Raw genomic sequence first — 25,702 nt, 5'->3', positions numbered from 1 at the left:
GAAAGCCGCTTCGCCTTCAGCCGTTGTTGGTGAAGCGCTGATGGGCGCGCGGACCCATCGAGCCGGGCAGGCCGCCCTTGAACATGCTGTTGATGGATTTCATCTGGCGGCGGGCGGCGGATTCGCCGTCGATGGCGCTCAGCGCGGTCATCACGTCCTGCCGCAGATACCAGAGGGCCTCGACGTCGACCGCGAAGCGCACGCGCTGGCTGACGCGCTGGATCGAATGGCCGCCATGGGCCTGGAGCACCGACAGCATGGCCGTGCGAATCCGACCCAACTGGCTTTCGGTCGCCTGACGGGAACCGAAACTGGGCAAATTCAGCAGACGAAAAATGCGGCGGAAGAGCACCATGTGACGAATAGCGTATTGCCGGAAGCCGGGACGGCCGCTACCTTAAGCTTGAGTTCGCCGTTACACAAGATGTTAAACAGTGTTTCTTGTTTGCAAACAACAAGCTTTACGTATCAGTTTCAGCACTTATTGGAGTTTGATATCAAAAGTACTACATCCTTTGGCGAGCTCGGTTTTCGGCATATGTCAGACAAAACACGGGCAAGAGGCTGAAGAGCTTCCTGACCATAATCAACCAGCGATCGCTACCGAGTACAAGCCAGTATGGGTGTCAATGCCACAGTCGTTTTCGCGGACCTGACGGGGAGCACGAGGGTCTTCGAGGCCATGGGGAATGCGCGCGCCACCGAGACGGTGACGCGCCTGACCCAGTGGATCGGCGGCGTCTGCCAGGCGCACGGCGGCCGGGTGGTGAAGTCGCTGGGAGACGGCGTCTTTGCCATCTTCTCCAGCGGCGCCGCCGCCACGCACGCGGTGATCGAACTCCAGCGCTACCACCAGAAGCGCCTTCAGGTCTGGCCCGCGCCCTTGCGCATGGCGCTGCAGATCGGCGTGGCCAGCGGCGAAGTGGTCGAGGTGGAGGGCGACTGCTTCGGCGACGCTGTCAATCTCGCATCGCGCCTGAGCGATCTCGCCGGGCCCGGACAGATCTGGGTGACCGATGCGGTGATCTCGCAACTGCGCGAAGGCAGCGTGCAGCATCGCGACCTCGGGCTCATCAACATCCGCGGCCGCAGTGAGATGTCGGTTGTGCACCGCATCGACTGGCAGGAGGACGTGACCTCCTTTCTCACCGTGCCGGCCGCGCTGGCGCCGATGCGGATTCCCGATTCGTCGTTCGGCCAGATCGAGCTGTCCTGGCTCGACGTGCGCTCCATGTTCAGCAGCGAGCAGTTGCCGATTCACCTCGGGCGCGTGGACGACGCGCAGTTCGTGGTCAACGACCCACGCGTCTCGCGACTGCATGCGCGCATCGAAATGCGGCAGGGCAGCTGCGTGCTGATCGACATCAGCACCTATGGAACCTGGGTGCGCTTTCATGGCAACGGCGGGCCGAGCACCGAGATCGCCTTGCGCCGCGAGGAATGCGTGCTGCACGGCCGCGGCGAAATCGGCCTGGGCGCGCCGCTGAGCGATTTCAGCGCGCCCACCATCGCCTTCAACACGACTGGCGGCGAGGTGATGCTGTCGCGCCGCGAGGTGAGTCCTTGAGAGAAGGTGCACCGGCGGGTTGCGTCGGGCGTTGCTTGTGAACCGGGCGCTGTTCGCCCTTGGCCATGGAGCCGCTGTGAACCTCAAACAACATTCTTCTGTTTTCAAATGGGCAACCCTCGGCGCGATCGCGGCCGGTGCGTTGCTCGCCGCGGGCGCCGCCAATGCGCGCGGCCACTGGTCGGTGCAGATCGGGACGCCCGGCTATGTGGGCGGCGGTTATCCGGCGCCGTATTACGCGCCGCCGCCGGTTTACTACCCGGCACCGATCTACTACCAGCCCGCGCCGCCCGTCTACTACCGGCCGCAGCCGCCGGTGTACTACCGCTCGGCACCCGTCTACAGCCCGCCGCCCGGACGCATCTACTACGGTCCGGGCTATCCGTACCGCCCGCCGAACGGCTACGAATGGGAAGACGAGCAGGACTGAAGTCCTGACCCAAGGCGCGATAACTTAAGACTTGCTCCAGCGGGTCGCTGGAGTTGCCAATTTTGTTTCAGAAGTGACGAAAAAGTCACATAAAGTCACAAATATTGGATTGACGACCTGTCGCCAAAGGTTCTCACCACCGAAATCCATAGGGCACAGCACTTGCCTTGAATCGCTACCGGCGCAGGAACGCCGCAGGAGCGAGGAAACATGGTGGAACCGATAGAAGCCGGCTGCGCGAGCGTGGCCGACGATTTGGCGTACGTCGATGCGCCGGCAACAACAGATACAGCTGAGACCGAAGCGTCGTCCAGGCCCCTGAAGGCGTTGGCGACGTTCTCCATCGCGGCCGCGCTTGGGGCCTGCGGGGGTGGAGGTGGAAGTGGCGGCGGAGGCGCTGGAGCCGGATTCGGCGCCGGCATCGGCGGCCTGCCAGGGGCAGGCTCAGGCCCCGGCGCGGGATCGGACGCGGGCCCGTACCGCTACACGCAAGCCAAGACCGACGAAGAAGCCGCGCGCTTCCTGCTGCAGGCCCAGTTCTCGGCCTCCGAACCAGAGATCGCCGACCTGCGCAGCAAGGGCTACCTGCCGTGGCTCAGTGAGCAGTTCGGCGCACCGCGCACGCAGTCGGCCTGGGAATGGATCGACAGCAAGCCCTGGAACACCGTCGAGATCGATGCGGCCGTCTGGCGCCAGCTGATGGTGTCGGCTGACCCGGTGCGCAAGCGCATGGCGCTGGCGCTCAGCGAAATCTTCGTGGTCTCGGCCAATGAGATCGGCTCGAGCTGGCCGCACGCCATGATGGCCCAGTACTTCGACACGCTGGTCGCGGGCGTCACCGGCAACTTCCGCACGCTGCTGGAAGACATCACGCTGAACCCGGCGATGGGCTTCTACCTGAACACCCGCGACAACCGAAAGGAAGACGGCCGGGGCCGCCAGCCCGACGAGAACTACGCGCGCGAAGTCATGCAGCTCATGACCATCGGCCTGTCGCAGCTCAATGCCGACGGCACGGTGAAGACCGACACCGACGGCCAGCCGCTGGACACCTACACGCAGGACGACGTGACAAACCTCGCACGCGTCTTCACCGGCTACGTGCTCGACATCCGCACCGGGGAGCGCGAGGGTTTCAAGCCACCCGGCGGCGGCGGCGCCTTCGACACCAAGGACTGGACCACGCGTCCCATGGCCTACCTGGCCGCGAACCACTCCATGCTGGAAGCCAAGTTCCTCGGCACCACCGTGCCCGGCGGCACGCCCGGCCCGGCGGCGCTGAAGATCGCGCTCGATGCGCTTTTCAACCACCCGAACGTCGGTCCCTTCATCGGCAAGCAGTTGATCCAGCGGCTGGTGACCAGCAACCCGAGCCCGGCGTACGTGAAGCGCGTGGCCGATGTCTTCGGCAACAACGGCGCCGGCGTGCGCGGCGACATGAAGAGCGTGTTCGCGGCCATCCTGCTGGACGACGAGGCGCGCGGCCCGGGCGGCCTTTCGGACCCGAACTTCGGGCGCCTGCGCGAGCCGATGCTGCGCCTGGTGCAATGGGGCCGCACCTGCGGCATCGCCTCGGCCACCGACGCCTGGAAGATCGACAACCTCTCGGATGCCAGCTTCAACCTCGGCCAGAGCCCGCTGCGCTCGCCCTCGGTCTTCAATTTCTTCCGGCCCGGCTACGTGCCGCCATCGACCGCCATCGCGAGCAACAAGCTGGTTGCGCCCGAGTTCCAGCTGGTCAACGAAAGCAGCGTGGGCGGCTATCTCAACTTCATGCAGAACAGGCTGTCCAACGGCTTCGACAACAAGGACGTGATGGCGAGCTACGCGGCCGAGAAGGCGTTGGTGCTCGATCCGGCCGCGCTGGTGCGCCGGCTCAACCTCGTGCTGACCGGCAATCAGTTGCTGCCCGCCACCGTCAACCTCATCACCACCGCGCTTGCCACGCCGAATCTCACGGCGGCGAGCAGCGATGGCGCGAAGCTCAATCGCATCTGCGCCGCCGTCCTCCTGGTGATGGGTTCACCCGAATACCTTGTCCAGAAATAAAGCGAGAGCGTCTTTCATGTACCTGATCGATCCCGCCCGTCACACCCGCCGTGCGTTCCTCCGCCGCTCGGGCCAGCTCGCGATGGCCGGCACCGCGCTGCCGTTCGCGCTCAACCTCGCCGCCATGGGTGAGGCCGCCGCGCAGGCCGCGCCCGGCAACGACTACCGCGCGCTGGTGTGCGTGTTTCTCTTCGGCGGCAACGACTATGCGAACACCGTCGTCACCTACGACGCCGACAGCTACGGCAAGTACAGCCTGATCCGTGGCGGCAATGGCGAGGCGGGCGGCGGCATCGCCATCGCGCGCGCCGCACTCACCGCGACCGAGCTCAAGCCGACGCAGGCGCTGCCCGGCGGGCGCACGTACGCGCTGCATCCGTCGATGACGGGGCTGGCGGACCTGTTCAACAACCAGGGCAAGGTGGCGGTGCAACTGAACGTCGGCCCGCTCATCAAGCCGCTGACGCGGGCGCAATACAACAGCAGCAACCGCCGCGACTTTCCGATTCCGCCCAAGCTCTTCTCGCACAACGACCAGCAGTCGGTGTGGCAATCGTCCTCGCCCGAGGGCTCGACCGTCGGCTGGGGCGGCAACCTCGGCGACCTGGCCCTCGGGCCGAACGGGGGCTCGCTCTTCACCTGCATGTCGGTCTCGGGCAACGCGGTGTTCCTCTCGGGCGACCAGGCGCTGCAGTACCAGGTGGGAACGGGCGGCGCGGTGCGCATTGGCGCCGTGAGTGGCGTCGGCGGCAACCTCTACGGTTCGGCAACGGTGAAGGCGGCCATGCAGCAGATCGCCCAGCGCGAGAGCGGCCACACGCTGGAGAACGAATACACGAAGGTCATCCGGCGCGCGGTCACGGCCGAGGGAAAGATCACCGAGGCGATCCAGTCGGACTTTCCCTCCGGCACCTTCCCGCAGCAGAACTACCTGGCCGACCAGCTCAAGATGGTGGCGCGCCTGATCCGCGGGCGCGAAGCACTGGGCGTGAAGCGCCAGGTGTTCTTCGTCTCGATGGGCGGCTTCGACCTGCACGACGACCTGATCGCGCGCCAGCCGGGGCTGATGAAGAACCTCTCCGAAGCGCTGGTCGCGTTCCACGCCCAGATGGACGCACTGGGCCTGGCCGAGAAGGTCACCACGTTCACCGCCTCCGACTTCGGCCGCACGCTCTCGAGCAACAGCAATGGCTCCGACCATGGCTGGGGCGGCCACCATTTCGTGGTCGGCGGCGCGGTGAAAGGCAAGGCGATCTACGGCACGGCGCCGCCGGTGAGCATCACCAACACCGCGAGCGACATCGACCAGTGGCACGTGGGGCAGGGCCCGCCTCTTGCCCACCACCTCGGTCGACCAATACGCGGGCACGCTGGCGCGCTGGTTCGGCGTGCCCGACGACCAGCTCGACGGCATCCTGCCGAACCTCAAGAACTTCGGCATGACGGCGCCGAGCGGCATCGCCTATCCGCGCAACGTGGGGTTCATGGGATGAACGACGCAAGCGGCATGAAGGGAATGAAGGGCCTGAACGGAGAGGAGGGCGGCATGCGCGTGTCCTTTCCGTCCGATGGCGGCAGGAAGGCGTCCGTGCGCATCCACAGTGGGGACCTGACACCCATGCACCCCTTCTCCAGCGTCGAGGGCGCCATCGCGGCCATCGACGCGCTGGACCGCGGGCTGCGGGAGTTCGAGCTGTCGGTGTCCGACAGCCTGCAGGACTATCTCGGCGTGCAGATGGCGCAGATCACCGACCGCGCACTGGCCCGCGGCTGGGAGCCCATCAGCTTCATGCAGAAGAATGGATACCGGCGCTATCGCTTCAAGGCGATGCGCCGGGCCTGAAGCATCGCCTTTCTTCTCTACCATGCGTTCGAACCAGACCGCTGCCATTGGCACTCTTGCGACCCTGTTGCTGGTGCTCGGAACGCCCTGACCGCCTTCCACGGTCGCGCGCGTCAGTCCAGCCGGATGCGGCCCCACAGTTCGAGCGTGCGCTTGCCGATGCGGTCCATGACCTTGGCCTGCACGCTGTAGAGCCCGGCCTCATTGCTCGGGCCGAAGCCGAAGTTCATGCTGGCCGAACCGAGCACCAAGGTTGCCGCGGGCGGCTCCGAAGTCCAGAGCGGACCGCCTCCGGCCGGCACGCGCTGTCCGCTGGGGGTGATCATGAAGAACTCGACCACCACATCGCACTGGCCGACGGCATTCGGCGCGCAGCCGCGCAGGAACAGCATCGCGCTGGAACTGATGCCGCGCTTCACGCTGTCAGTGACCCGCAGCGTCGGCGCGCGGCTGGCGGTGCTCCAGGCCTTGCGCAGCTCGGCCTCGTCGGGGGTGATGAGCAATTGCGCGAGAAAGTCGCCGTCGCTGCGCATCGACTCGGTGTCGGGAATCGGCTTGCCGGTGCCGTCGGTCCATCCCGCCGTCGATGCGAGCGGCACGAGAAGCAAGAGAACAACGACAGGAAGACGGAAGAGGCGGCGCATCGGCACAAGCCTCCCGTTCTGTTCTGGCTAGCGCGCCGGCTGCGCCAGGATCCGATCGAGCTGCGCAATGTCGATCGGCTTCTGCAGGTGATGGTCGAACAGCCCCTTGGCGGCTTCGCCGGCCGCATCTTCGGCCGAGAAACCCGAAATCGCGACCAGGAGCCGCGGCGTGCCTTCGGCGGTGCTCGCACGCAGTCGCCGCGCCACCTCGGAGCCCGGAAAGTCGGGCAGGGTGAGGTCGATCAGCGCGGCATCGAAGTGTTCCTCGGCTGCCGCGTCCATCGCCTGCTGCGCCGTGTAGGTGCAGCGGGCGGTGTGGTCCTGCAGCGTGAGCAGTTCCTGCAGGAGGTCGGCAGCGGCCTGGTTGTCGTCGACGATCAGCACGTTCACGGCGGTGAGTCTCTTGAGTAGGTCTAAAGATGCAGTATCAACGGAATGTGTCTTGAGCGGCGTAAGGGTGTTCCTACGCTTGGGACGCGGGGCCCGCCGCGGCGGCCCGCAGCGGCAGCTCGACGGTGAAGCGCGCGCCCTGGCCGGCCGCGCTTTCCACGCCGATCTGCCCCGCATGCAGGTCCACGATCTTGCGCGTGATGTAGAGCCCGAGGCCCAACCCGGCCGCGTGCTGGCGGCTGTGCTCGGTGCGCTCGAACTGCTCGAAGATGCGCGCCTGGTCCTCGGGCGCGATACCGATGCCGTGATCGCGCACGCTCACGCGTGCCACGTCGCCGGCCCGCTCGACCACCATCTCGACCGGCTTGCCGCCGCCGTAGCGCAGCGCGTTGGTCAGCAAGTTGGTCAGCACCTGTTCGATGCGGAACTCGTCCCACACGCCGTGCAGCTCGGCCGGCGCTTCGAGCGAAATCGTCGAGCCCGCGGCTTCGGCCTGCTGGCGCAGGTTCTCGACCACGGCGCGGGCGAGCACCGCCAGGTCGACCGGCTTGGTCTGGATCGACAGCGCATCGCGCCGCATGCGCGTCACATCGAGCATGTCGTCGATGAGCCGCACCATGTTGCGGATCTGCCGCTGGTCGCGTTCGATCATCGCGGGCAGCCGCTCGGGCGAGAAGCTCGCGAGGTTCCCCTTGCTCAAGTGAAGCTGGCGCAGCTGCGCCTCCAGGTAGAGCGTATTGAGCGGCGTGCGCAGCTCGTGCGAGACCATCGACATGAAGTCGTCGCGCATGCGCACCGCGCGCTCCAGTTCGAGCTGGGTGTGCTGCAGCTGCTGCACCAGCTCTTCCTGCTTCCTGTGCGCGGCCGCGAGCAGCTCCATCTCGTGGCGCAGCGCCTTCCGGTGCTGGTAGAGGTCGACGAACACGTTCACCTTGCTGACCACCGCGTGCGGATCGAGCGGCTTGTGCAGGAAGTCGACCGCGCCGCTCTCGTAGCCCTGGAAGGCGTAGTTCAGCTCGCGCCCCGCGGCGCTCACGAAGATGATCGGGATATGCCGCGTGCGCTCGGTGCCGCGCATCATTTCGGCCAGTTCGAAGCCGTTCATGCCGGGCATCTGCACGTCGACGATGGCGAGTGCGAATTCATGCTCCAGCAGCAGCGAGAGCGCGGCCTCGGCCGAGCCGGCGCGGTACACGACGCGGTCGGGCGAGCGGATCAGCGCCTCCAGCGCCAGCAGGTTCTCCGGCAGGTCATCGACGATCAGCAGCTTGCTTTGGACGTCAATGGGCATGGGCGGCCTCCAGTTGCAGGAGCAGGGCGCGAAGCTCGCGCAGCGGCAGGACGTGGTCGGGGGCGTGTCGCGCAAGGGCGGCGTTGGGCATGATGGAAATCAGGGCTTCTTTGGGGTCCTGCACGGCGGTGAGTCCGCCGGCCAGGTGAATGCGATACAGGCCTTCGGCGCCATCGTCGTTGGCGCCGGTCAAGAGAAAACCGGCCAGTGCGGGGCCGTAGGCGTCGGCGGCCGAGGCCATCAGCACGTCGATGGACGGCCGCGAGAACAGCACCGGCGCCTCGCAACTGAGCGAGAAGCAGCGCTCCCGCTCGATCGACAGGTGGTAGCCGGGCGGCGCGAAATAAAGCGTGCCGACGGCAATCGGCATCTTGTCGGCGGCCTCGTGCACGGGAATGGGCAGGCGCTGCGCGAAGATCTCGGCGAGATGGCTGTCGTGGTTCTCGGGCAGGTGCAGCACGACCGTCATCGGCAGGCGCCAACCGGCGGGCAGGTCGTGCAAGAGCACCATGAGCGCATCGATGCCGCCGGCCGAAGCGCCGAGCACGACCATGTCCACGCGCTTGCGGGTGTAGGGACGAGGCAGCGTCGTCGTCATGTCGCCTTGCGGTAGATGCGCTCGGCGCGGGCGTGCGGCGCGAAGCGGTCTGCGTAGCCGGAGAAATCGATGCTTTCCTTCGACCCGAGGCCCAGAAAGCCGCGGTGCGACAGCGACTCGTGGAAGAGCCCGAGCGCACGGTCCTGCAGCAGCCGGTTGAAGTAGATGAGCACGTTGCGGCACGACACGAGTTGCGTTTCGGCGAACACGCTGTCGGTCGCCAGGCTGTGGTCCGCGAAGATGACGTCGGCGCAGAGCGAGGGGTCGAAACGCGCCGCGTCGTAGGCGGCGGTGTAGTAGTCGGAGAACGCACTGCGCCCGCCCGCGCGCTGGTAATTGGTGGTGTAGCCGCGAATCGCCTCCAGCGGAAAGATGCCCTGGCGCGCCTTCTCCAGCGAGGCCGGGTTGATGTCGGTCGCGTAGATCTGGGTGCGTTCGAGCAGGCCTTCTTCGCGCAGCAGGATCGCGAGCGAGAACACTTCCTCGCCCGTGCTGCAACCGGCCACCCACACCTTCACCGAGGGGTAGGTGTGCAGGATCGGCACGACGTGATCGCGCAGCGCCAGAAAGTACGCCGGGTCGCGGAACATCTCGCTCACCGGAATCGTGAGGAACTGCAGCAGCCGGCCGAACAGCCCCGCGTCGCGCAGCACTTTCTCTTGCAGCGCCGAGATGCTCGGCAGCCCGAGCTGGTCGAGCGCATAGAGCACGCGGCGCTTCTGCGAGGCCGTCGTGTAGTTGCGGAAGTCGTAGCTGTACTTGAGATAGATGGCCTCCATGAGCAGGCGCAGCTCGATCTCGGTGTCGCTCAGCGGCTGGAGCGGCGAGGGCGGGGAAGACGGCGGGGAAGACCGCCGAGGTAAGGGCTGCTTGTCGGTCACAGGCGCTCCATCTTGGGCATCCACACGCGCAACAGCGAGAACAGCCGCTCCAGGTCGACCGGCTTGGCCAGGTAGTCGTTGGCACCGGCTGCGAGGCACTGGTCGCGGTCGTCCTTCATGGCCTTGGCGGTGATGGCGATCACCGGCATCTTCTCGAAGCGCGGGTCGGCGCGCAGGCGCCGGGTGGCTTCCAGGCCGTCCATCTCCGGCATCATCACGTCCATCAGCACCAGGTCGATCTCGCGCACCTGGTCGAGTTTTTCGAGCGCCTCGCGGCCGTTGCGGCCGATTTCCACGGCCGCGCCGCGCTGCTCCAGCGCGCTGGTGAGGGCGAAGATGTTGCGCACGTCGTCGTCCACCAGAAGGACGGTGCGGCCCTCGAAGATGCGGTCGCGCCCGCGCGCCGTTTTCAGCATGCCCTGGCGCTCGGTCGAGAGCGAGGCTTCCACCTTGTGCAGGAAGAGCGTCACCTCGTCGAGCAGGCGCTCCGGCGAGCGGGCGCCCTTGATGATGATCGAGCGCGAGTAGCGCTGCAGCTCGGCTTCTTCATCGCGCGTGAGGTTGCGCCCGGTGTAGACGATGACCGGCGGGAACGACACGATTTCTTCCGCCGCCATGGCCTTGAGCAGATCGCTGCCCTGCATGTCGGGCAGCCGCAGGTCGGTGACCATGCAGTCGAACACGCGGGTGCGCAGCAGCTCCAGCGCTTCTTCGCCGGAGCCGACGGCCACGATCTCGATGTCGTCGTCGCCGATCAGCTTGATCACGGCTTCGCGCTGCAGCTCGTCGTCTTCCACCAGCAGCACGACCTTGACCTTCTGCGTGAGCTTTTCCTCCAGCCGGCCGAAGACCTTCATCAGTTCGTCGCGCGTGGCCGGCTTCAGCGCGAAGCCGATGGCGCCCATGTGCAGCGCGGCGGCCTGTGCGTTGTCGGCGGCCGACACCACATGGATCGGGATGTGGCGCGTGTGCGGCGAATCCTTCAGTTTCTGCAGCACGTCGAGGCCGGTGCTGTCGGGCAGGCGCATGTCCAGCAGGATGGCGTCGGGCACGAACTGCGTGGCCAGCTCGAAGCCGTCGGCCGCGCCGTGCGCCACAAGGCAGCGGTAGCCCAGCTCGTGCGCCAGGTCGTAGAGGATGTGCGCGAACTGCGGCTCGTCCTCGATCACCAGCACGCGGCGCACCTGGTCGCGCGGGATCGCGCGGTCGTCGTCGAACTGCGGCGCCGGCACTACGGCCCGCGGCGCGGGCGCTTGCGGTGCGGCAGGGGCGAGGGCGGGCGCGGCGGCGGAGTTCCGGTTGCCGGGCACATAGGTGGGCACGTTGCGCGGCGCGCTGGCCTGCTGCCCCGAAGCCTGCGGCGCCAGCGCCGGCAACTGCAGCACGAAGGTGCTGCCCTTGCCCGGCTCGCTCTGCACGGTGAGCGTGCCGCCCAGAAGGTGCGTGAGGTCGCGGGAGATCGACAGGCCCAGGCCCGTGCCGCCGTAGCGCCGGCTGGTGGTGCCGTCGGCCTGGCGGAAGGCCTCGAAGATCAGTTCGTGCTGTTGCGGATCGATGCCGATGCCCGAATCGGAGACCGCGAAAGCCGCGCCGCCATCGGCCGTGGCGGAGACCACCAGCGCCACTTCGCCCTTGTCGGTGAACTTGAGCGCGTTCGACAGCAGGTTCTTCAGGATCTGCTCGACCCGCTGCCGGTCGGTGACCAGCGAGGCCGGCGCGCCGGGCTGCAGCTCGAGCCGGAAGCTCAGGTTCTTCTGCATCGCGAGCGGGCTGAAGGTGCTCTCCAGGCTTTCTGCGAGGCGCGCGAGCGACACGTCCTCCGGCACCACTTCGAGCTTGCCCGCCTCGACCTTGGCGATGTCCAAAATGTCGTTGATCAGCACCAGCAGGTCGTTGCCCGATGAATAAATCGACTCGGCGAACTTCACCTGCTCCAGCGTCAGGTTGCCCTGCGGGTTGTCGCCGAGCAGCTTGGCCAGGATGAGCGCGCTGTTGAGCGGCGTGCGCAGCTCGTGCGACATGTTCGCAAGGAACTCCGACTTGTAGCGGCTCGCGCGCTGCAGCTCGTCGGCGCGGTCTTCCAGGTCGCGCTGCACGCGGCGCAGGGCGGTGTTGCGCTGGTCCAGCGCCTCGGTGCGCTCGGAGAGCTGGCTGTTGGTCTGCTCCAGCTCGGCCTGCTGGTTCTCCAGCATCGCCTGCGAGGCGCGCAGGGCCTTCGACTGTTCTTCGAGCTCTTCGTTGGCGGTGCGCAGCTCTTCCTGCTGCACCTGCAGTTCCTCGTTGAGCTGCTGGGTCTCGGCCAGCACCTCCTGCAATTGCTCGCGGTAGCGGGCCGCGGCAAGCGAGGTGCCGATGTCGTCGGACACCACGTCCAGCAACTGGCTCGCGCGCTCGTCGGGCGCGCCGGGCAGGCCGAGCTCGACCACGCCGTTGACCATGCCGCCGTTCATCACCGGCAGCAGCAGCACCGTACGGGGCGCCATCGCGCCCAGGCCGGAGTTGACCTTGAGGTAATCGGCATCGATCGGATCGATCAGCATGCGGCGCCGCTCGGCCGCGGCCTGGCCTACCAGGCTCTCTGTGGGCGAGAAGACCTGCGGCGAGGCTTCGGCATCGGCCGAGAAACCGTAGCTCGCGGCCCGGCGCAGCGGACCATGGCGCTCCCGCACATACATCGCGCCGACGCTGCTGCCCAGGTGCCGCGAGAAGAAGGCGAGGATCTTGCGGCCCATGTCCGGCGCGCTCAGCTCGCCGACCAGTTCGCCCACCAGCTCGGTCTGCGCGCCGCGCAGCCACGCTTCTTCGGAGAGCCGCTGGGTGTGCTCGGCCTGCTCCTTGAGCACCACGTCGTAGCTGTCGGACAGCCGCACGAGTTGGCGGCGGCCGAAGAAGCTGATGAGGCCGGTCAGCGTCAGCGTGAACAGCAGGAAGAGGCCGACTGTCCACCAACTGGTGCGGTTGGCGTCGTTGTTGCGCTGGAAGCGCAGCGTCTGCTCGGTGTCCATGAACGCGGTGTATTCGGCGCGCATGTCGTCGGTCAGCCGCTTGCCGCGGCCTAGCCGAATGGCCGCCTGTACGTCGCCGCCGGCGCGGCGGATCGCAATCATGTCGCGGGCGAATTCGTTCCAGGCATCCTGCAGGCTGGCGATGCGGTCCACCCGCTCGACCTGCTGCGGGTTGTCCGACACAAGCCTGCGCAAGGCGTCGGCATCGGGTTTCAAGCGGGGCAGGGCGCTCTGGTAGGGCTCCAGAAAGGTGTCGTCACCAGTGAGCAGGAAGCCGCGCAGCCCCGTTTCCATGTCGATGCTGCGGCGCTGCAGCTCGCTGGCCGAGCGGGTCACGCGGTCGGTGTGCTCCACCCAGCCGATGGTCGAGAGCAGGAAGAGGATGAGCCCGACGAACACCACGGCGCCGAACAGTCCTCCGAGCATCGGGAGCTTGAGATTGCGGCTCAGCAGGCGGTCGAAGTCGTCGGGATCGATGGCGGCAGGTGTTTTCATCAGCACATTTGTAAGCAAAACTTGTCAAGTTTTGCCGGAAATGGAGGGGCGCCCTGTCGGAGAAGACCCCGAGACGAGCGCATGGACCCTCAACGTTAACATTCCATCGATCGTTATACTGTGCTTTCATACAGTGAATCGAGAGATGGCCCCGGCTTCCTCCACCACCCCACCAGATGCGGCTTCGGCCGCCTGCGTCGTTTCGGTCAAGGCGCTTTGCGCTTTCGGCGCGAAGGCGGGCGACCTCGACCTGCGCTTCGTGCCCGCGCCCAGCGCGCTCGAAGGCATGGCCGGCCACGCGCTGGTGCAGGGGCGGCGCGGCGGCAGCTACCAGAGCGAGGTATCGCTCGACGCCCGGCACGGCGCACTGCGGGTTCGCGGCCGCGCCGACGGCTATGTGCCCGATCCACCGCGCGTGGAAGAGATCAAGACCTTCCGCGGCGACTTCGACGCCATCCGAGGCAACCACCGCGCGCTGCACTGGGCGCAGGCCCGCGTCTACGGCTGGATGCTGTGCGACCAGCACGGGCATGCGCAGATGACGGTCGCGCTGGTCTACCTCGATCTCGCCACCGGCGAGGAAACCGTGCTCGAGGAACAGCACACGCGCGAGGCACTGCGCGAACATTTCGAGTCGCTGTGCGAGCGCTACAGCGCCTGGGCGCAACAGGAAGCCGACCACCACGGCGCGCTCGACCGAACGCTGGCGCAACTCGCGTTCCCGCATCAATCTTTCCGCACCGGCCAGCGCGAACTGGCTGAAGCCGTCTACCGCGCAGCCGCCGGCGGGCGCTGTCTCATGGCGCAGGCGCCGACCGGCATCGGCAAGACGCTGGCCACGATCTTTCCGCTGCTCAAGGCCCGCGCGGCGGGCAAGCTGGACAAGGTCTTCTTTCTCACCGCCAAGACCTCGGGCCGGCCGGTGGCGCTCGATGCGCTGCGGGTGCTTGGCAAAAGTTGTGCAGCGGGCGGCGCGCAGCCCCGCGTGCTCGAACTCGCGGCGCGCGAGAAGGTCTGCGAATACCCCGACCGCGCCTGCAACGGCGATTCGTGCCCGCTCGCCAAGGGCTTCTACGACCGATTGCCCGCCGCCCGCATCGAAGCCGCGCAAACCGGCTGGCTCGACCGCCAGGCGCTGCGGCAGGTCGCGCTGCAGCACACGGTCTGCCCCTATTTCCTCGCGCAGGAAATGGCCCACTGGAGCGACGTCATCGTGGGCGACTACAACTACTACTTCGACGGCAGCGCCTTCCTCTTCGCCATCATGAAGGACGCCGACTGGCGCGTCGCGGTGCTCGTCGACGAAGCCCACAACTTGCTGGAGCGCGCGCGCGGCATGTACACCGCGCAGCTCGAAGGCGGGGCGCTCGAAGAGGCGCACCGCATCGCGCCCGCGCCGGTGCGCGGCCCGCTCGCACGGCTCTTTCGCGAGTGGGACACCGTCCAGCAATCGCAGACCGACAACTACGAAACCGCCGACGAGATTCCCGAGCGCTTCGTGCGCGCACTGCAGGCCGCCAACACGGCGATGGCCGAGTACTTCGCCGCCAAGCCCGAGGCCGCGCAAGGTCCGCTGCAACGTTTCTTCTTCGACGCGCTGCACTTCGCCCGGCTCGCCGAGGTGTTCGACGACCACTCGGTGTTCGAGCGCACGCTCGGCATCACGCAACAAGACCGCACGCTGGCCATCCGCAACCTCGTGCCCGCGCCATTCCTCGAAGGCCGGTTCGCGGATGCGGTCTCGGTCACCTGCTTCTCGGGCACGCTCTCGCCGTTCGAGTTCTATCGCGACGCGCTCGGCCTGCCGCCGGACACCGCGCCGCTCGACGTGGCTTCGCCGTTCCACAGCCAGCAGCTGCGTGTCGAGGTGGCAATGGATGTCTCCACGCGCTTTCGCGACCGCGCCGGATCGCTCGGCAATGTGGCCGGCATCATCGGCGCCCAGTTCGAGCGCATGCCCGGCAACTACCTGGCCTTTTTCAGCAGCTTCGACTATCTGGAGAGCGCCCGCGCCGCCTTCTCGGCGCGGCACCCCGGCGTGCCCGTGTGGACGCAGACGCGCGGCATGCTCGAGGCCGACCGCCACGGCTTCATCGCACGCTTCGAGGAAGGCGGGCAGGGCATCGGCTTCGCGGTGCTCGGCGGTGCATTCGGCGAGGGCATCGACCTGCCGGGCAGCCGCCTCGTCGGCGCCTTCGTTGCGAGCCTGGGGCTGCCGCAGTACAACGCGCTGAACGAGATCACGCGCGAGCGCATGCAGTCGCGCTTCGGCAAGGGCTATGAATACACGTATCTCTATCCGGGCCTGCAGAAGGTGGTGCAGGCGGCGGGCCGCGTGATCCGCACCGAAGAAGACCGCGGCGTGCTGCACCTGCTCGACGATCGCTTCGCGCGCACGGAAATCCGCGAGCTGCTGCCGCGCTGGTGGCATGTGGAAGTGGGCGGAATGGGAAGGGCACGCGATGCGCTCCGCTAGGCGCCTCGAACACGCGGGCCAGGACGATCTGTTCGGCGGAACGCCCACGGCCGTCATCGAAGGGCTGCGCTACGAGCGCGAATTCCTGTCGCGCGATGAAGAAGCCGAACTGCTGCGCATCGTGCAGGCCTTGCCGCTCAAGGAGATGCGCTACAAGGAATACACTGCGCGCCGCCGCGGCATCGGCTTTGGCGGCAGCTACGACTTCGATACCAACCGCCTCAAGCCCGGCGCGCCGCTGCCTGACGCGTTGCATCCGCTGCGGGCGAGGGCGGCGGCATGGCTGGGCGTTGCGCCCGAAGAACTCAGCCACATGCTGATCGCCGAGTACCAGCCCGGCACGCCGCTCGGCTGGCACCGCGACGTGCCGGACTTCGAGGACATCGTGGGCGTGTCGCTGCAGGGCGATGCGGTGATGCAGTTCAGGCCGTACCGGCCGCAAGGCGCATCGAGCTCCGAGGCGGGCAACGTGCAGTTCCTGATCGAGCCGCGCTCGATCTATCTGCTGCGCGGTCCGGCCCGTTGGGCGTGGCAGCACGCCATCGCGCCGACCGAAGCGCTGCGCTACTCGATCACGCTGCGCACGTTGTCCCGCAGGCGCCCGGGATCGCACACGAGCGCATTGCAGGCGCGGTGAGTGCGCGCCATCGCGCTTTGCGCATGCCGCAGAAAATTCAAATTGACACCGCGAATACCTTCTTCTAATCTCCGACCCCACGACAGCACTCGGCCTTGAGTGCGTCGGGCAGCAACATCGCTGCTTCACATACCGGCTATGAAAGCCCTCGAACAACGCGCAAGCGGGGTCGAGGGCTTTTTGCTTTTTGGAGCTTGAATGACAACAGCAGTGCAGGAAGAGGGCCTGGGTTTTCCGGACCTCGTCGTGGCGAGCGTGCAGATGGAGCCGCACGTGGGCCACACGGCGGCGAACGTCGCGCGCTCGGTGCAACTGATCGAAGAGGCAGCCGCGCAGGGCGCATCGATCGTGGTGCTGCCAGAGCTGGCCAACAGCGGCTACGTGTTCGCCAGCCGCGCCGAGGCCTTCGCGCTGGCGGAGCCGGTGCCCCACGGTCCAAGCACACAGGCCTGGGCCGACGCGGCCCGCCGCTGCAACGTGCACGTGGTCGCGGGCATCGCCGAGCGCGAGGACGACCGCCTCTACAACGCGGCCGCGGTGCTCGGCCCGCGCGGCTGGCTCGGCACCTACCGCAAGCTGCACCTCTGGGGCGACGAGCACCTGTTCTTCGAACCCGGGAACAAAGGGCTGCCGGTGTTCCACACCGAGCTCGGCCGGCTGGGCGTGATGATCTGCTACGACGGCTGGTTCCCCGAGGCCTATCGCCTGCTCGCGATGCAGGGCGTGGACATCGTCTGCATGCCGACCAACTGGGTGCCCATGCCCCAGCAACCCGCGGACCGCCCGGCCATGGCCACCACGCTCGCGATGGCCAGCGCCCACAGCAACGGCATGAACATCGTGTGCGCCAATCGCACGGGCACCGAGCGCGGCCAGCCCTTCGTCGGGCAGAGCCTGATCGTGGGCGCGCAGGGCTGGCCGCTGGCCGGGCCCGCTTCGCACGACGGCGAAGAGATTCTTCTCGCGCGCATCAACCTCAAGGCGTCGCGCCAGGCGCGCCACCTGAACGCGTTCAACGATGTACTGCGCGACCGCCGCGACGACATCTATGACCCGATGCTGGGCACGGGCTGGCCGCTTCCGCGGCACTGAATCCACGCCTTTTTTGCTGTTCTTTTCCGCTGTCACCCACTCAACTTTTCCATCGACCCCCAAGAGGACTCTGAACATGAAGATCGCTTCCCTCCTGCGCCTCGGCGCCATGACGACCGCCACCTTGCTGGCCGCCCACGCCCAGGCTGCCGACCCCTTGCGCATCGGCGTGGCGGTTGGCCTGTCGGGCGCCAACAGCGTCGTGGCGCCGGCCGCGGTGCAGTCGTCGCAACTGGCCGTCGACGAGATCAATGCCGCCGGCGGCATCCTCGGCCGCAAGGTCGAGCTCGAGATCGTGGACGACGCCTCCGGCGCCGTCGGCGCGCAGAAGGCCTTCGACACGCTGGTGTTCCAGAAGAAGGTGGCGGCCATCATCGCGATGGAAAACAGCGCGGCGCGCAATGCGGCGCTGCCGGTGGTGAGCAAGGGCAAGGTGCCCTATATCTACACCTCGTTCTACGAGGGACGCTCGTGCAACAACTGGATGTATGTGAACGGCTGGGTGCCCGAGCAGCAGGTGGCGCCCGTGGTCGACTACTTCCTCAAGAGCAAGAACGCCAAGACCTTTTTCCTGGTCGGCAACGACTACGCCTTCGGCCGCGGCATGCTCGACTTCACCCGCAAGTACATCGAGCAGAAGGGCGGCAAGGTGGTCGGCGAGGAATACCTGCCCATCGACGGCAGCGACTGGACCTCGGTGATCTCCAAGCTGCGCGCCGCCAAGCCCGACGCGCTCGTCAGCGCCACCGCGGGCGGCGCGCCCAACGTCTCGCTGGCCAAGCAGCTCAAGGGCGCGGGCCTCACGCTGCCCTACGGCAACCTCGCGATCGACGAAGGCACGGCCAAGACCATGGGCGATGTGGCCAGCGGCATGTACATGTCGGCCTCCTACCTCACGGGCATCGACATCCCCGAGAACAAGAAATTTATCGAGGCGATGAAGAAGAAGTTCGGCGCCGACCTGAAGACGCCCAACGAGTTGTCCGAGCCGCAGTACGAGGCCTTCTTCCTCTACAAGGCCGCCGCTGAAAAGGCCGGCTCGGTCGATGCGGCCAAGGTGGTGAAGGCGCTCGGCGAGGTGTCGTTCACCGGCCCCCGCGGTGCGGTGTCGATGAACAAGAGCCGCCACACGCCGCTGTCGATGCGCCTCGGCCAGGTGCAGTCGGACGGATCGATCAAGATCCTCGAAACCTTCGCGAGCGTCGATCCCGGCGCGCAGTGCCCGAACCTGAAATAACGTCGCAAACGAAGAGACGAAAAGACAAAGGCCGCCACATGGTGCTGTTGCTGGATTTGCTCACGACCGCCGCGATGCTCTTCATCGTCACCGCCGGGCTGATGATGATTTTCGGGGTCATGAAGATCGTCAATTTCGCCCACGGCGCGCTGCTCACTCTGGGCGGCTATGCGAGCTACTTGGTGACCCAGCTCAAGCTCGATCCGTGGCTGAGCTGGCCTCTGGCATTGGTGGTCGGCGTGGTGGCGGGCATGGCGGTGGAGTGGCTGATCGTGAAGCCGCTCTACAAGCGTCCGCTCGACGCCATCCTCGCGACCTGGGGGCTGGGCATCGTCATCGGGCAGTCGATCGTGATGGCCTTCGGCCGTGAGGTGCAGTTCGTCGACGCGCCGCTCGCGGGGACCTGGTCGCTCGGCGGGGTGGACTACTCGGCCTACCGCCTGCTGCTGGTGCCCATCGCCATCGCGCTGTGCCTGCTGCTCACCGCGCTGCTGAACGGCACGCGCTTCGGCATCCGCACCCGCGCGGTGATCATGAACGAGGAGCTGGCCAGCGGCCTGGGCATCCACGCGGGCCGCGTGCGCTTCATTACCTTCAGCCTGGGCGCCGGCCTGGGCACGCTGGCAGGCGCGATGATCACGCCGCTGTCCAGCGTCGATCCGAACATGGGACTGCCCTGGCTGGTGAGCGCCTTCATGCTGGTCATGGTGTCGGGCCATTCGATGCCCAGCCTGCTGCTGACCTGCGTGGTGTTCGGGGCCTGCCAGGTGCTGGTGAGCACCTATGCGAATCCGGTGCTCGGCGGGCTGACCATCGCGGTGCTCGCGGCGGTCACGCTGCGCATCCGTCCGAAGGGGTTTGCCCGTGGCTGACAGCATCGCCATCGCTTCCACGGCGCCTTCTTCGCTGCGTGCCACGCTGCACTCGGGCCGCGGGCTCACGGTGCTGGGCGGCATCGGCCTCGCGTTGATCGTGGCCGGGCCTTGGGTGTTCGACACCTACCTGCTCAACATCCTCGTGAAGGCCTTCTTCTTCGCCATCGCGGCGATCACGGTCGATGTGCTGTGGGGCTACACCGGCTATCTGAGCTTCGGCCAGTCGGCCTTCTTCGGCATCGGCGCCTATGCGGCGGGGCTGGTGTTCACGCACAGCGGCTTCAGCGTTTCGACGGCCTTGCTGGCGCTGGGCGCCGCCATCGTCGTCAGCGCGGCGGTCGGGGCGCTGGTGGGCTGGCTGTCGTTCTACCGGGGCGCCTCGCCGTTCTTCGCGACGGTCATCTCGCTGGTGTTGCCGATCGTGCTCACGCAACTGCTGCTGTCGGGCGGCCAGTGGACCGGCTCCAGCTCGGGCCTGACCGGCTACGAGAGCTTCGACCTTTCGATAGAGGCCTGGTACTGGGTGGTCGGCGGCATGCTCGTGCTGTTCGGCCTCCTGGGTTGGCTGCTGGTGCGCAGCGACGCGGGGCGCGTGCTGGCCGCCATTCGCGACAACGAGTCGCGCTGCACCTACCTCGGCATTCCGACCGCGATGGTCAAGATCGTGCTGCTGACCGTCATGGCGATGGTCGCGGGTATCGCGGGCTTCGGCTACGGCGCGTTCAGCGGCGTGGTGGCGCCCGAGCTCACCGGCTTCGCGCTGGGCACCGAGCTGATCATCTGGGTCGCGTTGGGCGGGAGGGGCACGCTCTGGGGGCCGCTCGTCGGCGCGGTGCTGATCAACGTGGCCACGGCTTATCTCAGCAGCAGCATGCCGTTCGCGTGGCAACTGATCGTCGGCGTGGCCTTCGTGCTGGTCATCGTGCTGCTGCCGCAGGGGCTGGTGCCGCTGCTGCTCAAGCCCTTCGGGTTGGGCCGCATCGCCGCGCGCCTCCCGGTGCTTGAAGTGCGCAAGGCCAGGAGCGTGGCGGCACAAGCAACCGAGCCGGCCCTGCACATGCAGCAGGTGGCGAAGCACTACGGCGCGCTCAAGGTGCTGCAGGGCATCGACCTGGAAGCGCGCGCCGGCGAGTTGGTCGGCCTGATCGGTCCGAACGGCGCCGGCAAGACCACGCTGATGCGCTGCATGAGCGACGGCGCCGAGCGCAGCGCCGGCACCGTGAAGCTCTGCGGCCACGACATCCGCGATTTGCCGCCCGAGGCCTGCGTGCGCTTCGGGCTGGGGCGCAAGTTTCAGAACGCCAACATCTTCGAGTCGCTGACGGTGGCGCAGTGCCTGCGCATCGCGGGCACGCTGCTGGAGAAACCCTCGCTCGTGCGGCAGGACGCCGCGCTGCGCCTGCCGGCCTATGCGCTGGACGTGGTGCGCACCACCGGGCTCGATGCCAAGCTGGCAACCATTGCGCGCGATCTCTCGCACGGCGAGCAGCAGGCGCTCGAACTCGCGATGGTGCTGGCGCTGGAGCCGCGCATCGTGCTGCTCGACGAGCCGACCGCGGGCCTCACCAAGACCGAGCGTTCGCAGATCGGCGACGTGCTGGCCTCGCTCGCGCACCGGCATGGCCTGTGCTGCCTGCTGGTGGAGCACGACCTCGATTTCGTCGAGCAGATCGCCACCCGCATCGTGGTTCTGCACCAGGGAACCATCGTGATGCAGGGCAGCTTCGAGGAGGTTGTGAATTCGCCGCTGGTGAAGACCATCTACGCCGGCAGCGCGCACGCACCGCAGGAGGCCGCATGAGTGAAGGCCAGACGAAGGCATTGCGGCTGGAGCGCCTGAGCAGCGGCTACGGAGCCTCCCTCGTGCTGCGTGGGCTGTCGCTGGACATCGCACCCGGCGAGGCCGTGGCGCTGCTCGGAAAGAACGGCATGGGCAAGAGCACGCTGCTCAAGACCGTGATGGGCTACCTGCCCAAGAAGGGCGGCCACGTCCACCTGAACGGGCAGGACATCACGCGGCAGCCGCCGCACCGCATCGCGCGCCAGGGCATCGCCTATGCGGCGCAGGAGCAGGCGCTGTTCGCCGACCTGAGCATTCGCGACAACCTGCGGCTCGGGCTGGAGAAGGAGTCGGTGTTCGACGAGCGCTTTGCGGACATCGAGCTGCTGTTCCCGGTCTTCAAGACTCGCCTGAAGCAGGACGCCGGCACGCTGTCGGGCGGCGAGCAGAAAATGCTGCTGCTGGCCCGTGCGCTGATGATGCGGCCCTCGATGATCCTGCTCGACGAAATCACCGAGGGGCTGCAGCCTTCGGTCATTGACCGGCTGGCCCGCGCGCTGATGCACGAACGCGCCCGGCACGGCACCGCGATGCTGATCGTGGAGCAGAACGTGCCGTTCGCACTGGAGGTCGCCGACCGCTACGTGGTGCTGAAGCAGGGCGAGCTGGTCGACGAGCGGAATGCCAAGGCCGCAGGCGCCGCGGCGTCCGTTTTCGATCACCTGCGCGTGTGACTTCGGACGCAAGGCACGGATTCTGCTGGTGCCTCTTGAATGACGATGGTGACGATGGAGAAAGCCGATGACCACTGAGAAGAAACCCGCCCCGGCCGAAGACGGCTGGCGCGTCGGCGTGCTGCATTCGCGCTCGGGCGCGACCGGCGTGACCGAGTCGGAGCACTTCTTCGGGACCGCGCTCGCCATCGAGGAGATCAACGGCCTGGGCGGCGTGCTCGACCGCCCGCTGCTGCCGGTGGCCTACGACCCCAAGGGCGATGCCGACGAATACCGGCGGCTCGCAACGCGGCTGCTGCTGGAGGACGAGGTCAACGTGATCTTCGGCTGCTCGCGCTCTTCGAGCCGCAAGGCCGTGCTGCCGGTGATCGAGCGCAACAACGCGCTGCTCTGGTATTGCTCGTTCTACGAGGGCTTCGAGTATTCGTCCAACGTCATCTACACCGGCGCGGTGCCCAACCAGAACAGCGTGCAGCTCGCGGCCTACCTGTTGAAGAACCGGGGCCGGCGCTTCTTCCTGATCGGCGCCGACTACATCTTTCCGCGCGAGTCGAACCGCGTGATGCGCGAGATGGTCGAGCAGCACGGCGGCGAGATCCTCGACGAGGTCTATGTGCCGCTGGAGGCCTCCGAGGCGCAACTGCAGGACGTGATGCGCGACATCGCCGATGCGCAGCCCGACGTCATCTTCTGCACCATCGTCGGCCAGTCGGCCCGGCGGCTGTACCAGATCTACCGCGAGCACGGGCTCGACCCGCAGCGCATGCCCATCGCCAGCCTGTCGATGGTGGAAGAAGAAGTCCGCATGACCGGCGCCGACGCCTGCGCGGGCCACATCACCTCGGCCACGTACTTCAGTTCGCTGAAGAACGAATGCAACGACCGCTTCAGCGCGCTGTGGCGCAAGCGCTATGGCGACCGGCCCACCAGCATGTGGTCCGAGGCGGCCTACAGCCAGGTGCACCTGTTCGCCCGGGCGCTGGAGCGCAGCGGCAGCCTGGACACGCGCAAGCTGGTCAACGCGGTCCGCTCGGTGCGCTTCGAGTCGCCCGAGGGGCCGCTGTCCATCGATGCGGAGAACAACCACACCTTTCTCACGCCGCGCATCGGCGTGTGCCGCAGCGACGGGCAGTTCGACCTGCTGTGGGAAGGAGCCGGGCCGGTCAAGCCCGACCCGTACCTGTCGACCTTCGGTTTCTCCGAGTTCTGGCTGAGCTGACGTCATGAGCAGCTTGCGTCGCCTCTACGATGATTTGCGCAGCATCTGCGTCGCGGTGGTGTACCCGCCGGGCGAGGACCGCGACATCCTTCTCGACCAGCTCAAGCGCATCGGCTGCCGGCTCAAGATCATCTGGCCCTTTCCCGCTGCGCCGCCTACGGGTTGCGACGTCATCTTCTTCCAGGTGTCGCAGGAGCTGCAGGACAGCACGAGCTGGTGCGCCAGCGCGGTGGAAGCAACGCTGATCGCGCTGTCCGACTACGAGAGCCCGACCACGCTGAAGCTGTTGCTGGACACCAGCGCACACGGCGTGCTGACCCGCCCGTTCCGCTCGTCGGGCGTGCTGAGCACGCTGGTGCTGGCGCGCTCGTCGCGCGGCTACCAGGAGCGGCTGCAGAGCAAGGTCAGCAAGCTCGAAGAGACGATCAAGTCGCGCCGGCAGATCGAGAAGGCCGTCCGCATGCTGGCCGAAACGCAGTCATTGACCGAAGCCAAGGCTTATGAGCACATGCGCACGCGTGCCACCACGCTGCGGGTCACGGTGGCGGAAGTGGCGCTGATGGTGGTGGAGGCGCACGAGGCGATGGAGAAGCTGGGTCTCGGGCGTCTGCGCGAGGGCGGAAGCGGAAGCTGACCGGCATCGGCGCTCCCGGATTTCCTTGCCCCTCAGGTTGGTTCGACCAACAGCGTCCCGAGGTGGCCCAAACCTCGCAGGCTCAGACTGGAAAAAATCGGCTCCGGCGATCTTCCGTCTCAAAGAATGCCTTGTGCTGGCGAACAACGGTGCGCCCATCGTCCAGCCGGTAGACAACCTCTTTGAGAACCGGCGCATAGCGTTTGGTGACGCTCAAGTGCTCGATGTAGACGCCGCTTGCGGTCACGGTGGCGTGGTGGTCGAAAGCATCGACCACTTCAACCCGTTCCGTTTCGCGGACGATGGTTGTGTAGGTAGCCATGGCACCTCCTGCCCGACATCGGGAAGCATGGCCGGGAATGGCTTGCTTCCAGGTGATTCGTAATACTTACGTTTTCGTGGCGTACAGGTGAGCGGGTTTTCCATGTCTTCCAATCCGCTCGTCGAGCCTTGCGGGCTTCACTTCAGGCCCGGGCGTGGTGCGCGGGTTCGAATGGCGTACAGATCCCTTCGATCCGCGGGCGACGGCGACAGACAACGCTGACGCGCATCGCGCCCGTCTTCTTACCCACGTCGCGATTCGCACGCCCAGCATGTGAAGCTTCTCACTCAACCTGAAGGAGCGATGACCATGCCAAGAGGCGACAAGTCGTCCTACACGGACAAGCAGAAACGCAAGGCCGAGCACATCGAGGAAGGCTACGAGCACCGCGGTGTCGGCAAGGGCGAGGCCGAGCGCCGCGCTTGGGCGACGGTGAATGCCGAGACCGGCGGCGGCAAGAAGAGCGGATCGGGCCGCGGCAAGTCCGAGAACCACGCGCCTTCCCGCAAGGGCGGCCACAAGGGCGGGGCGGCGGCGGCATCGCGCACGGCCGAGGAACGCTCGGCATCGGCGAAGAAGGCAGCCGCCACGCGCAAACGGAACGCCGAGAAGCGGTCGTAGGGAAATTGCGATGCACATCATCCTGGGCGCGACGGGCCATGTCGGCTCTGCATTGGCGCAGGCGCTGCTCGCGCGCAATGAGCCGGTCACCGTGGTCACGCGCAAGGCAGGCAAGGCCGAATCGCTGAAGACCAAGGGTGCCCATGTGGTCGAGGTCGACGTGTTCAACACGGCCGCGCTGCACCGCGTGATCGAAGGCGGGCATCGGCTCTTCGCGCTCAATCCGCCGGCGCCGCCGTCGTCCGACACGGTCGCTGAAGAGCGAAAGAGCCTGAACGCCATCGTCGCCGCGCTCGAAGGCTGCAAGCTCGAGAAGATCGTCTGCGAATCGACCTATGGCGCGCAGCCCGGCGATGGCATCGGCGACCTCGGCGTGCTGTACGACATGGAGCAGGCGCTGCGACAAACCGGCGCGGCGCCGGTCAGCGCCATCCGCGCGGCCTACTACATGAGCAACTGGGACGCCTCGCTGGCGACCGCGCAGAAGGAAGGCAAGGTCCACAGCATGTACCCGCCCGATTTCAAGCTGCCGATGGTGGCGCCGCACGATCTCGGCGAGTTCGCCGCGAGGCTGATGCTGGGCGCGGCCGAGGCCTCGGGGCCGCACTACGTCGAAGGGCCGGAGCGCTATTCACCCGGCGACGTCGCGCGCGCTTTCGCCCAAGCGCTGGGGCGGCCCGTGGAGGTGGTGGTGACGCCGCCCGAACAGTGGGAGCAGGCGTTCCGGTCGCTGGGGTTCTCGGAGCCTGCCGCGAAGTCGTATGTGGCGATGACGCGGCTCACGCTGGAGAGCAAGGAGGAGCCCGAAAGGCCGGAGCGCGGGGCGACTTCGCTGGAGGAATACATCTCGGCGCTGGTGAGGAAAAGCGCCACCTGAGCGCC

At 66.9% G+C, this 25,702-nt stretch carries 23 protein-coding genes and 1 pseudogene; 16 read left to right on the top strand and 8 right to left on the bottom strand.

The annotated features are described in order from the left end of the window. Nucleotides 1-16: 16 nt before the first annotated feature. Nucleotides 17-355 (bottom strand): hypothetical protein, encoded by a 339-nt coding sequence (locus QF040_RS06780; RefSeq protein ID WP_307599661.1) that lies wholly within the window; start codon nt 353-355, stop codon nt 17-19. A gap of 264 nt (nt 356-619) precedes the next feature. Between QF040_RS06780 and QF040_RS06775 the strand changes: the two genes are divergently transcribed. From QF040_RS06775 to QF040_RS06755, 5 genes and pseudogenes are all read left to right on the top strand, one after another. Beyond that, entirely contained in the window at nt 620-1,567 is a 948-nt protein-coding gene (locus QF040_RS06775; protein WP_013541367.1) for an adenylate/guanylate cyclase domain-containing protein, read from the top strand. 76 nt (nt 1,568-1,643) lie between these two features. Beyond that, nucleotides 1,644-1,997, top strand: a complete 354-nt coding sequence (locus tag QF040_RS06770) for a hypothetical protein (RefSeq protein ID WP_429610380.1) — start codon at nt 1,644-1,646, stop codon at nt 1,995-1,997. Nucleotides 1,998-2,207: 210 nt separating this feature from the next. Next, nucleotides 2,208-4,046 carry a DUF1800 domain-containing protein gene (locus QF040_RS06765; protein WP_429610379.1) on the top strand — a complete coding sequence of 613 codons (1,839 nt, stop codon included), beginning with the start codon at nt 2,208-2,210 and terminating at the stop codon, nt 4,044-4,046. A gap of 16 nt (nt 4,047-4,062) precedes the next feature. After that, a pseudogene (locus QF040_RS06760) lies at nt 4,063-5,539 on the top strand (DUF1501 domain-containing protein). Then, the gene (locus QF040_RS06755) at nt 5,536-5,889 is read left to right on the top strand and encodes a hypothetical protein (RefSeq protein ID WP_307506857.1); all 354 of its coding nucleotides are present in this window, start codon (nt 5,536-5,538) and stop codon (nt 5,887-5,889) included. Before QF040_RS06760 ends, QF040_RS06755 begins: the two are co-directional and overlap by 4 nt. A gap of 113 nt (nt 5,890-6,002) precedes the next feature. On the opposite strand, the gene QF040_RS06750 is transcribed toward QF040_RS06755, so the two are convergent. The 6 genes from QF040_RS06750 to QF040_RS06725 all read right to left on the bottom strand — a co-directional run bounded on the left by QF040_RS06750 (nt 6,003) and on the right by QF040_RS06725 (nt 13,193). Then, a complete protein-coding gene (locus QF040_RS06750; protein ID WP_429610378.1) occupies nt 6,003-6,533 on the bottom strand; it encodes a hypothetical protein in 531 nt (176 codons plus the stop codon). A gap of 27 nt (nt 6,534-6,560) precedes the next feature. Further along, the gene (locus tag QF040_RS06745; protein WP_307645445.1) at nt 6,561-6,923 is read right to left on the bottom strand and encodes a response regulator; all 363 of its coding nucleotides are present in this window, start codon (nt 6,921-6,923) and stop codon (nt 6,561-6,563) included. A 73-nt stretch (nt 6,924-6,996) separates the two neighbouring features. Further along, nucleotides 6,997-8,214, bottom strand: coding sequence for a hybrid sensor histidine kinase/response regulator (locus tag QF040_RS06740; protein ID WP_429610377.1), 1,218 nt, complete (start codon nt 8,212-8,214; stop codon nt 6,997-6,999). Further along, nucleotides 8,204-8,812: a chemotaxis protein CheB gene (locus QF040_RS06735; RefSeq protein ID WP_306879373.1), complete on the bottom strand. Its 609-nt coding sequence runs from the start codon at nt 8,810-8,812 to the stop codon at nt 8,204-8,206. The genes QF040_RS06740 and QF040_RS06735 overlap by 11 nt, the downstream gene beginning before the upstream one ends. After that, entirely contained in the window at nt 8,809-9,591 is a 783-nt protein-coding gene (locus QF040_RS06730) for a CheR family methyltransferase (RefSeq protein ID WP_373424306.1), read from the bottom strand. Before QF040_RS06730 ends, QF040_RS06735 begins: the two co-directional genes overlap by 4 nt. A 98-nt stretch (nt 9,592-9,689) precedes the next feature. Beyond that, nucleotides 9,690-13,193, bottom strand: a complete 3,504-nt coding sequence (locus QF040_RS06725) for a response regulator (RefSeq protein WP_429610376.1) — start codon at nt 13,191-13,193, stop codon at nt 9,690-9,692. Nucleotides 13,194-13,338: 145 nt separating this feature from the next. Here QF040_RS06725 and QF040_RS06720 point away from each other — a divergent pair, with 145 nt between their 5' ends. The 9 genes from QF040_RS06720 (at nt 13,339) to QF040_RS06680 (ending at nt 23,877) form a co-directional block, all read left to right on the top strand. Then, a complete protein-coding gene (locus QF040_RS06720) occupies nt 13,339-15,669 on the top strand; it encodes an ATP-dependent DNA helicase (RefSeq protein ID WP_429610375.1) in 2,331 nt (776 codons plus the stop codon). Beyond that, nucleotides 15,656-16,306: an alpha-ketoglutarate-dependent dioxygenase AlkB gene (locus QF040_RS06715; protein ID WP_429610374.1), complete on the top strand. Its 651-nt coding sequence runs from the start codon at nt 15,656-15,658 to the stop codon at nt 16,304-16,306. Before QF040_RS06720 ends, QF040_RS06715 begins: the two co-directional genes overlap by 14 nt. 198 nt (nt 16,307-16,504) lie before the next feature. Then, nucleotides 16,505-17,398 (top strand): nitrilase family protein, encoded by an 894-nt coding sequence (locus QF040_RS06710; RefSeq protein ID WP_429610373.1) that lies wholly within the window; start codon nt 16,505-16,507, stop codon nt 17,396-17,398. 76 nt (nt 17,399-17,474) lie between these two features. Beyond that, a complete protein-coding gene (locus QF040_RS06705; RefSeq protein ID WP_429610372.1) occupies nt 17,475-18,635 on the top strand; it encodes a substrate-binding protein in 1,161 nt (386 codons plus the stop codon). Between the two features lie 38 nt (nt 18,636-18,673). Next, entirely contained in the window at nt 18,674-19,507 is an 834-nt protein-coding gene (locus tag QF040_RS06700) for a branched-chain amino acid ABC transporter permease (RefSeq protein ID WP_429610371.1), read from the top strand. Nucleotides 19,508-19,541: 34 nt separating this feature from the next. Further along, nucleotides 19,542-21,311, top strand: coding sequence for an ABC transporter permease subunit (locus tag QF040_RS06695; protein WP_429614622.1), 1,770 nt, complete (start codon nt 19,542-19,544; stop codon nt 21,309-21,311). After that, complete coding sequence (locus tag QF040_RS06690; RefSeq protein WP_429610370.1) at nt 21,308-22,024, top strand: ABC transporter ATP-binding protein; 717 nt, start codon at nt 21,308-21,310, stop codon at nt 22,022-22,024. The genes QF040_RS06695 and QF040_RS06690 overlap by 4 nt, the downstream gene beginning before the upstream one ends. Nucleotides 22,025-22,091: 67 nt before the next feature. After that, on the top strand, nt 22,092-23,243 hold the full coding sequence (locus QF040_RS06685; RefSeq protein ID WP_429610369.1) for a transporter substrate-binding domain-containing protein: 1,152 nt from the start codon (nt 22,092-22,094) through the stop codon (nt 23,241-23,243). A gap of 4 nt (nt 23,244-23,247) precedes the next feature. After that, a complete protein-coding gene (locus QF040_RS06680; RefSeq protein ID WP_429610368.1) occupies nt 23,248-23,877 on the top strand; it encodes an ANTAR domain-containing response regulator in 630 nt (209 codons plus the stop codon). 82 nt (nt 23,878-23,959) lie between these two features. On the opposite strand, the gene QF040_RS06675 is transcribed toward QF040_RS06680, so the two are convergent. After that, nucleotides 23,960-24,199: a hypothetical protein gene (locus tag QF040_RS06675; protein WP_429610367.1), complete on the bottom strand. Its 240-nt coding sequence runs from the start codon at nt 24,197-24,199 to the stop codon at nt 23,960-23,962. 309 nt (nt 24,200-24,508) lie between these two features. Here QF040_RS06675 and QF040_RS06670 point away from each other — a divergent pair, with 309 nt between their 5' ends. Both QF040_RS06670 and QF040_RS06665 read left to right on the top strand, forming a co-directional pair. Then, a complete protein-coding gene (locus tag QF040_RS06670) occupies nt 24,509-24,820 on the top strand; it encodes a hypothetical protein (protein WP_013541381.1) in 312 nt (103 codons plus the stop codon). Between the two features lie 10 nt (nt 24,821-24,830). Then, nucleotides 24,831-25,697, top strand: coding sequence for an NmrA family NAD(P)-binding protein (locus QF040_RS06665; protein ID WP_429610366.1), 867 nt, complete (start codon nt 24,831-24,833; stop codon nt 25,695-25,697). Nucleotides 25,698-25,702: the final 5 nt, after the last annotated feature.

It is taken from the genome of Variovorax sp. W2I14, assembly GCF_050435205.1.
GTDB lineage: Bacteria > Pseudomonadota > Gammaproteobacteria > Burkholderiales > Burkholderiaceae_C > Variovorax > Variovorax paradoxus_C.
The sequence above is the reverse complement of the archived record's forward strand: the minus strand, read 5'-3'. Positions and strand labels throughout refer to the sequence as shown.

What these genes read in the sequence shown, in the direction of transcription:
- QF040_RS06705 (WP_429610372.1), top strand. Translation starts at nt 17,475, where the DNA reads ATGAAGATCGCTTCCCTCCTGCGCCTCGGCGCCATGACGACCGCCACC.
- QF040_RS06730 (WP_373424306.1), bottom strand. Translation starts at nt 9,591, where the DNA reads ATGGAGGCCATCTATCTCAAGTACAGCTACGACTTCCGCAACTACACG.
- QF040_RS06690 (WP_429610370.1), top strand. Translation starts at nt 21,308, where the DNA reads ATGAGTGAAGGCCAGACGAAGGCATTGCGGCTGGAGCGCCTGAGCAGC.
- QF040_RS06750 (WP_429610378.1), bottom strand. Translation starts at nt 6,533, where the DNA reads ATGCGCCGCCTCTTCCGTCTTCCTGTCGTTGTTCTCTTGCTTCTCGTG.
- QF040_RS06675 (WP_429610367.1), bottom strand. Translation starts at nt 24,199, where the DNA reads ATGGCTACCTACACAACCATCGTCCGCGAAACGGAACGGGTTGAAGTG.
- QF040_RS06765 (WP_429610379.1), top strand. Translation starts at nt 2,208, where the DNA reads ATGGTGGAACCGATAGAAGCCGGCTGCGCGAGCGTGGCCGACGATTTG.
- QF040_RS06755 (WP_307506857.1), top strand. Translation starts at nt 5,536, where the DNA reads ATGAACGACGCAAGCGGCATGAAGGGAATGAAGGGCCTGAACGGAGAG.
- QF040_RS06735 (WP_306879373.1), bottom strand. Translation starts at nt 8,812, where the DNA reads ATGACGACGACGCTGCCTCGTCCCTACACCCGCAAGCGCGTGGACATG.
- QF040_RS06680 (WP_429610368.1), top strand. Translation starts at nt 23,248, where the DNA reads ATGAGCAGCTTGCGTCGCCTCTACGATGATTTGCGCAGCATCTGCGTC.
- QF040_RS06685 (WP_429610369.1), top strand. Translation starts at nt 22,092, where the DNA reads ATGACCACTGAGAAGAAACCCGCCCCGGCCGAAGACGGCTGGCGCGTC.
- QF040_RS06670 (WP_013541381.1), top strand. Translation starts at nt 24,509, where the DNA reads ATGCCAAGAGGCGACAAGTCGTCCTACACGGACAAGCAGAAACGCAAG.
- QF040_RS06715 (WP_429610374.1), top strand. Translation starts at nt 15,656, where the DNA reads ATGCGCTCCGCTAGGCGCCTCGAACACGCGGGCCAGGACGATCTGTTC.
- QF040_RS06700 (WP_429610371.1), top strand. Translation starts at nt 18,674, where the DNA reads ATGGTGCTGTTGCTGGATTTGCTCACGACCGCCGCGATGCTCTTCATC.
- QF040_RS06780 (WP_307599661.1), bottom strand. Translation starts at nt 355, where the DNA reads ATGGTGCTCTTCCGCCGCATTTTTCGTCTGCTGAATTTGCCCAGTTTC.
- QF040_RS06720 (WP_429610375.1), top strand. Translation starts at nt 13,339, where the DNA reads ATGGCCCCGGCTTCCTCCACCACCCCACCAGATGCGGCTTCGGCCGCC.
- QF040_RS06775 (WP_013541367.1), top strand. Translation starts at nt 620, where the DNA reads ATGGGTGTCAATGCCACAGTCGTTTTCGCGGACCTGACGGGGAGCACG.
- QF040_RS06725 (WP_429610376.1), bottom strand. Translation starts at nt 13,193, where the DNA reads ATGAAAACACCTGCCGCCATCGATCCCGACGACTTCGACCGCCTGCTG.
- QF040_RS06665 (WP_429610366.1), top strand. Translation starts at nt 24,831, where the DNA reads ATGCACATCATCCTGGGCGCGACGGGCCATGTCGGCTCTGCATTGGCG.
- QF040_RS06710 (WP_429610373.1), top strand. Translation starts at nt 16,505, where the DNA reads ATGACAACAGCAGTGCAGGAAGAGGGCCTGGGTTTTCCGGACCTCGTC.
- QF040_RS06740 (WP_429610377.1), bottom strand. Translation starts at nt 8,214, where the DNA reads ATGCCCATTGACGTCCAAAGCAAGCTGCTGATCGTCGATGACCTGCCG.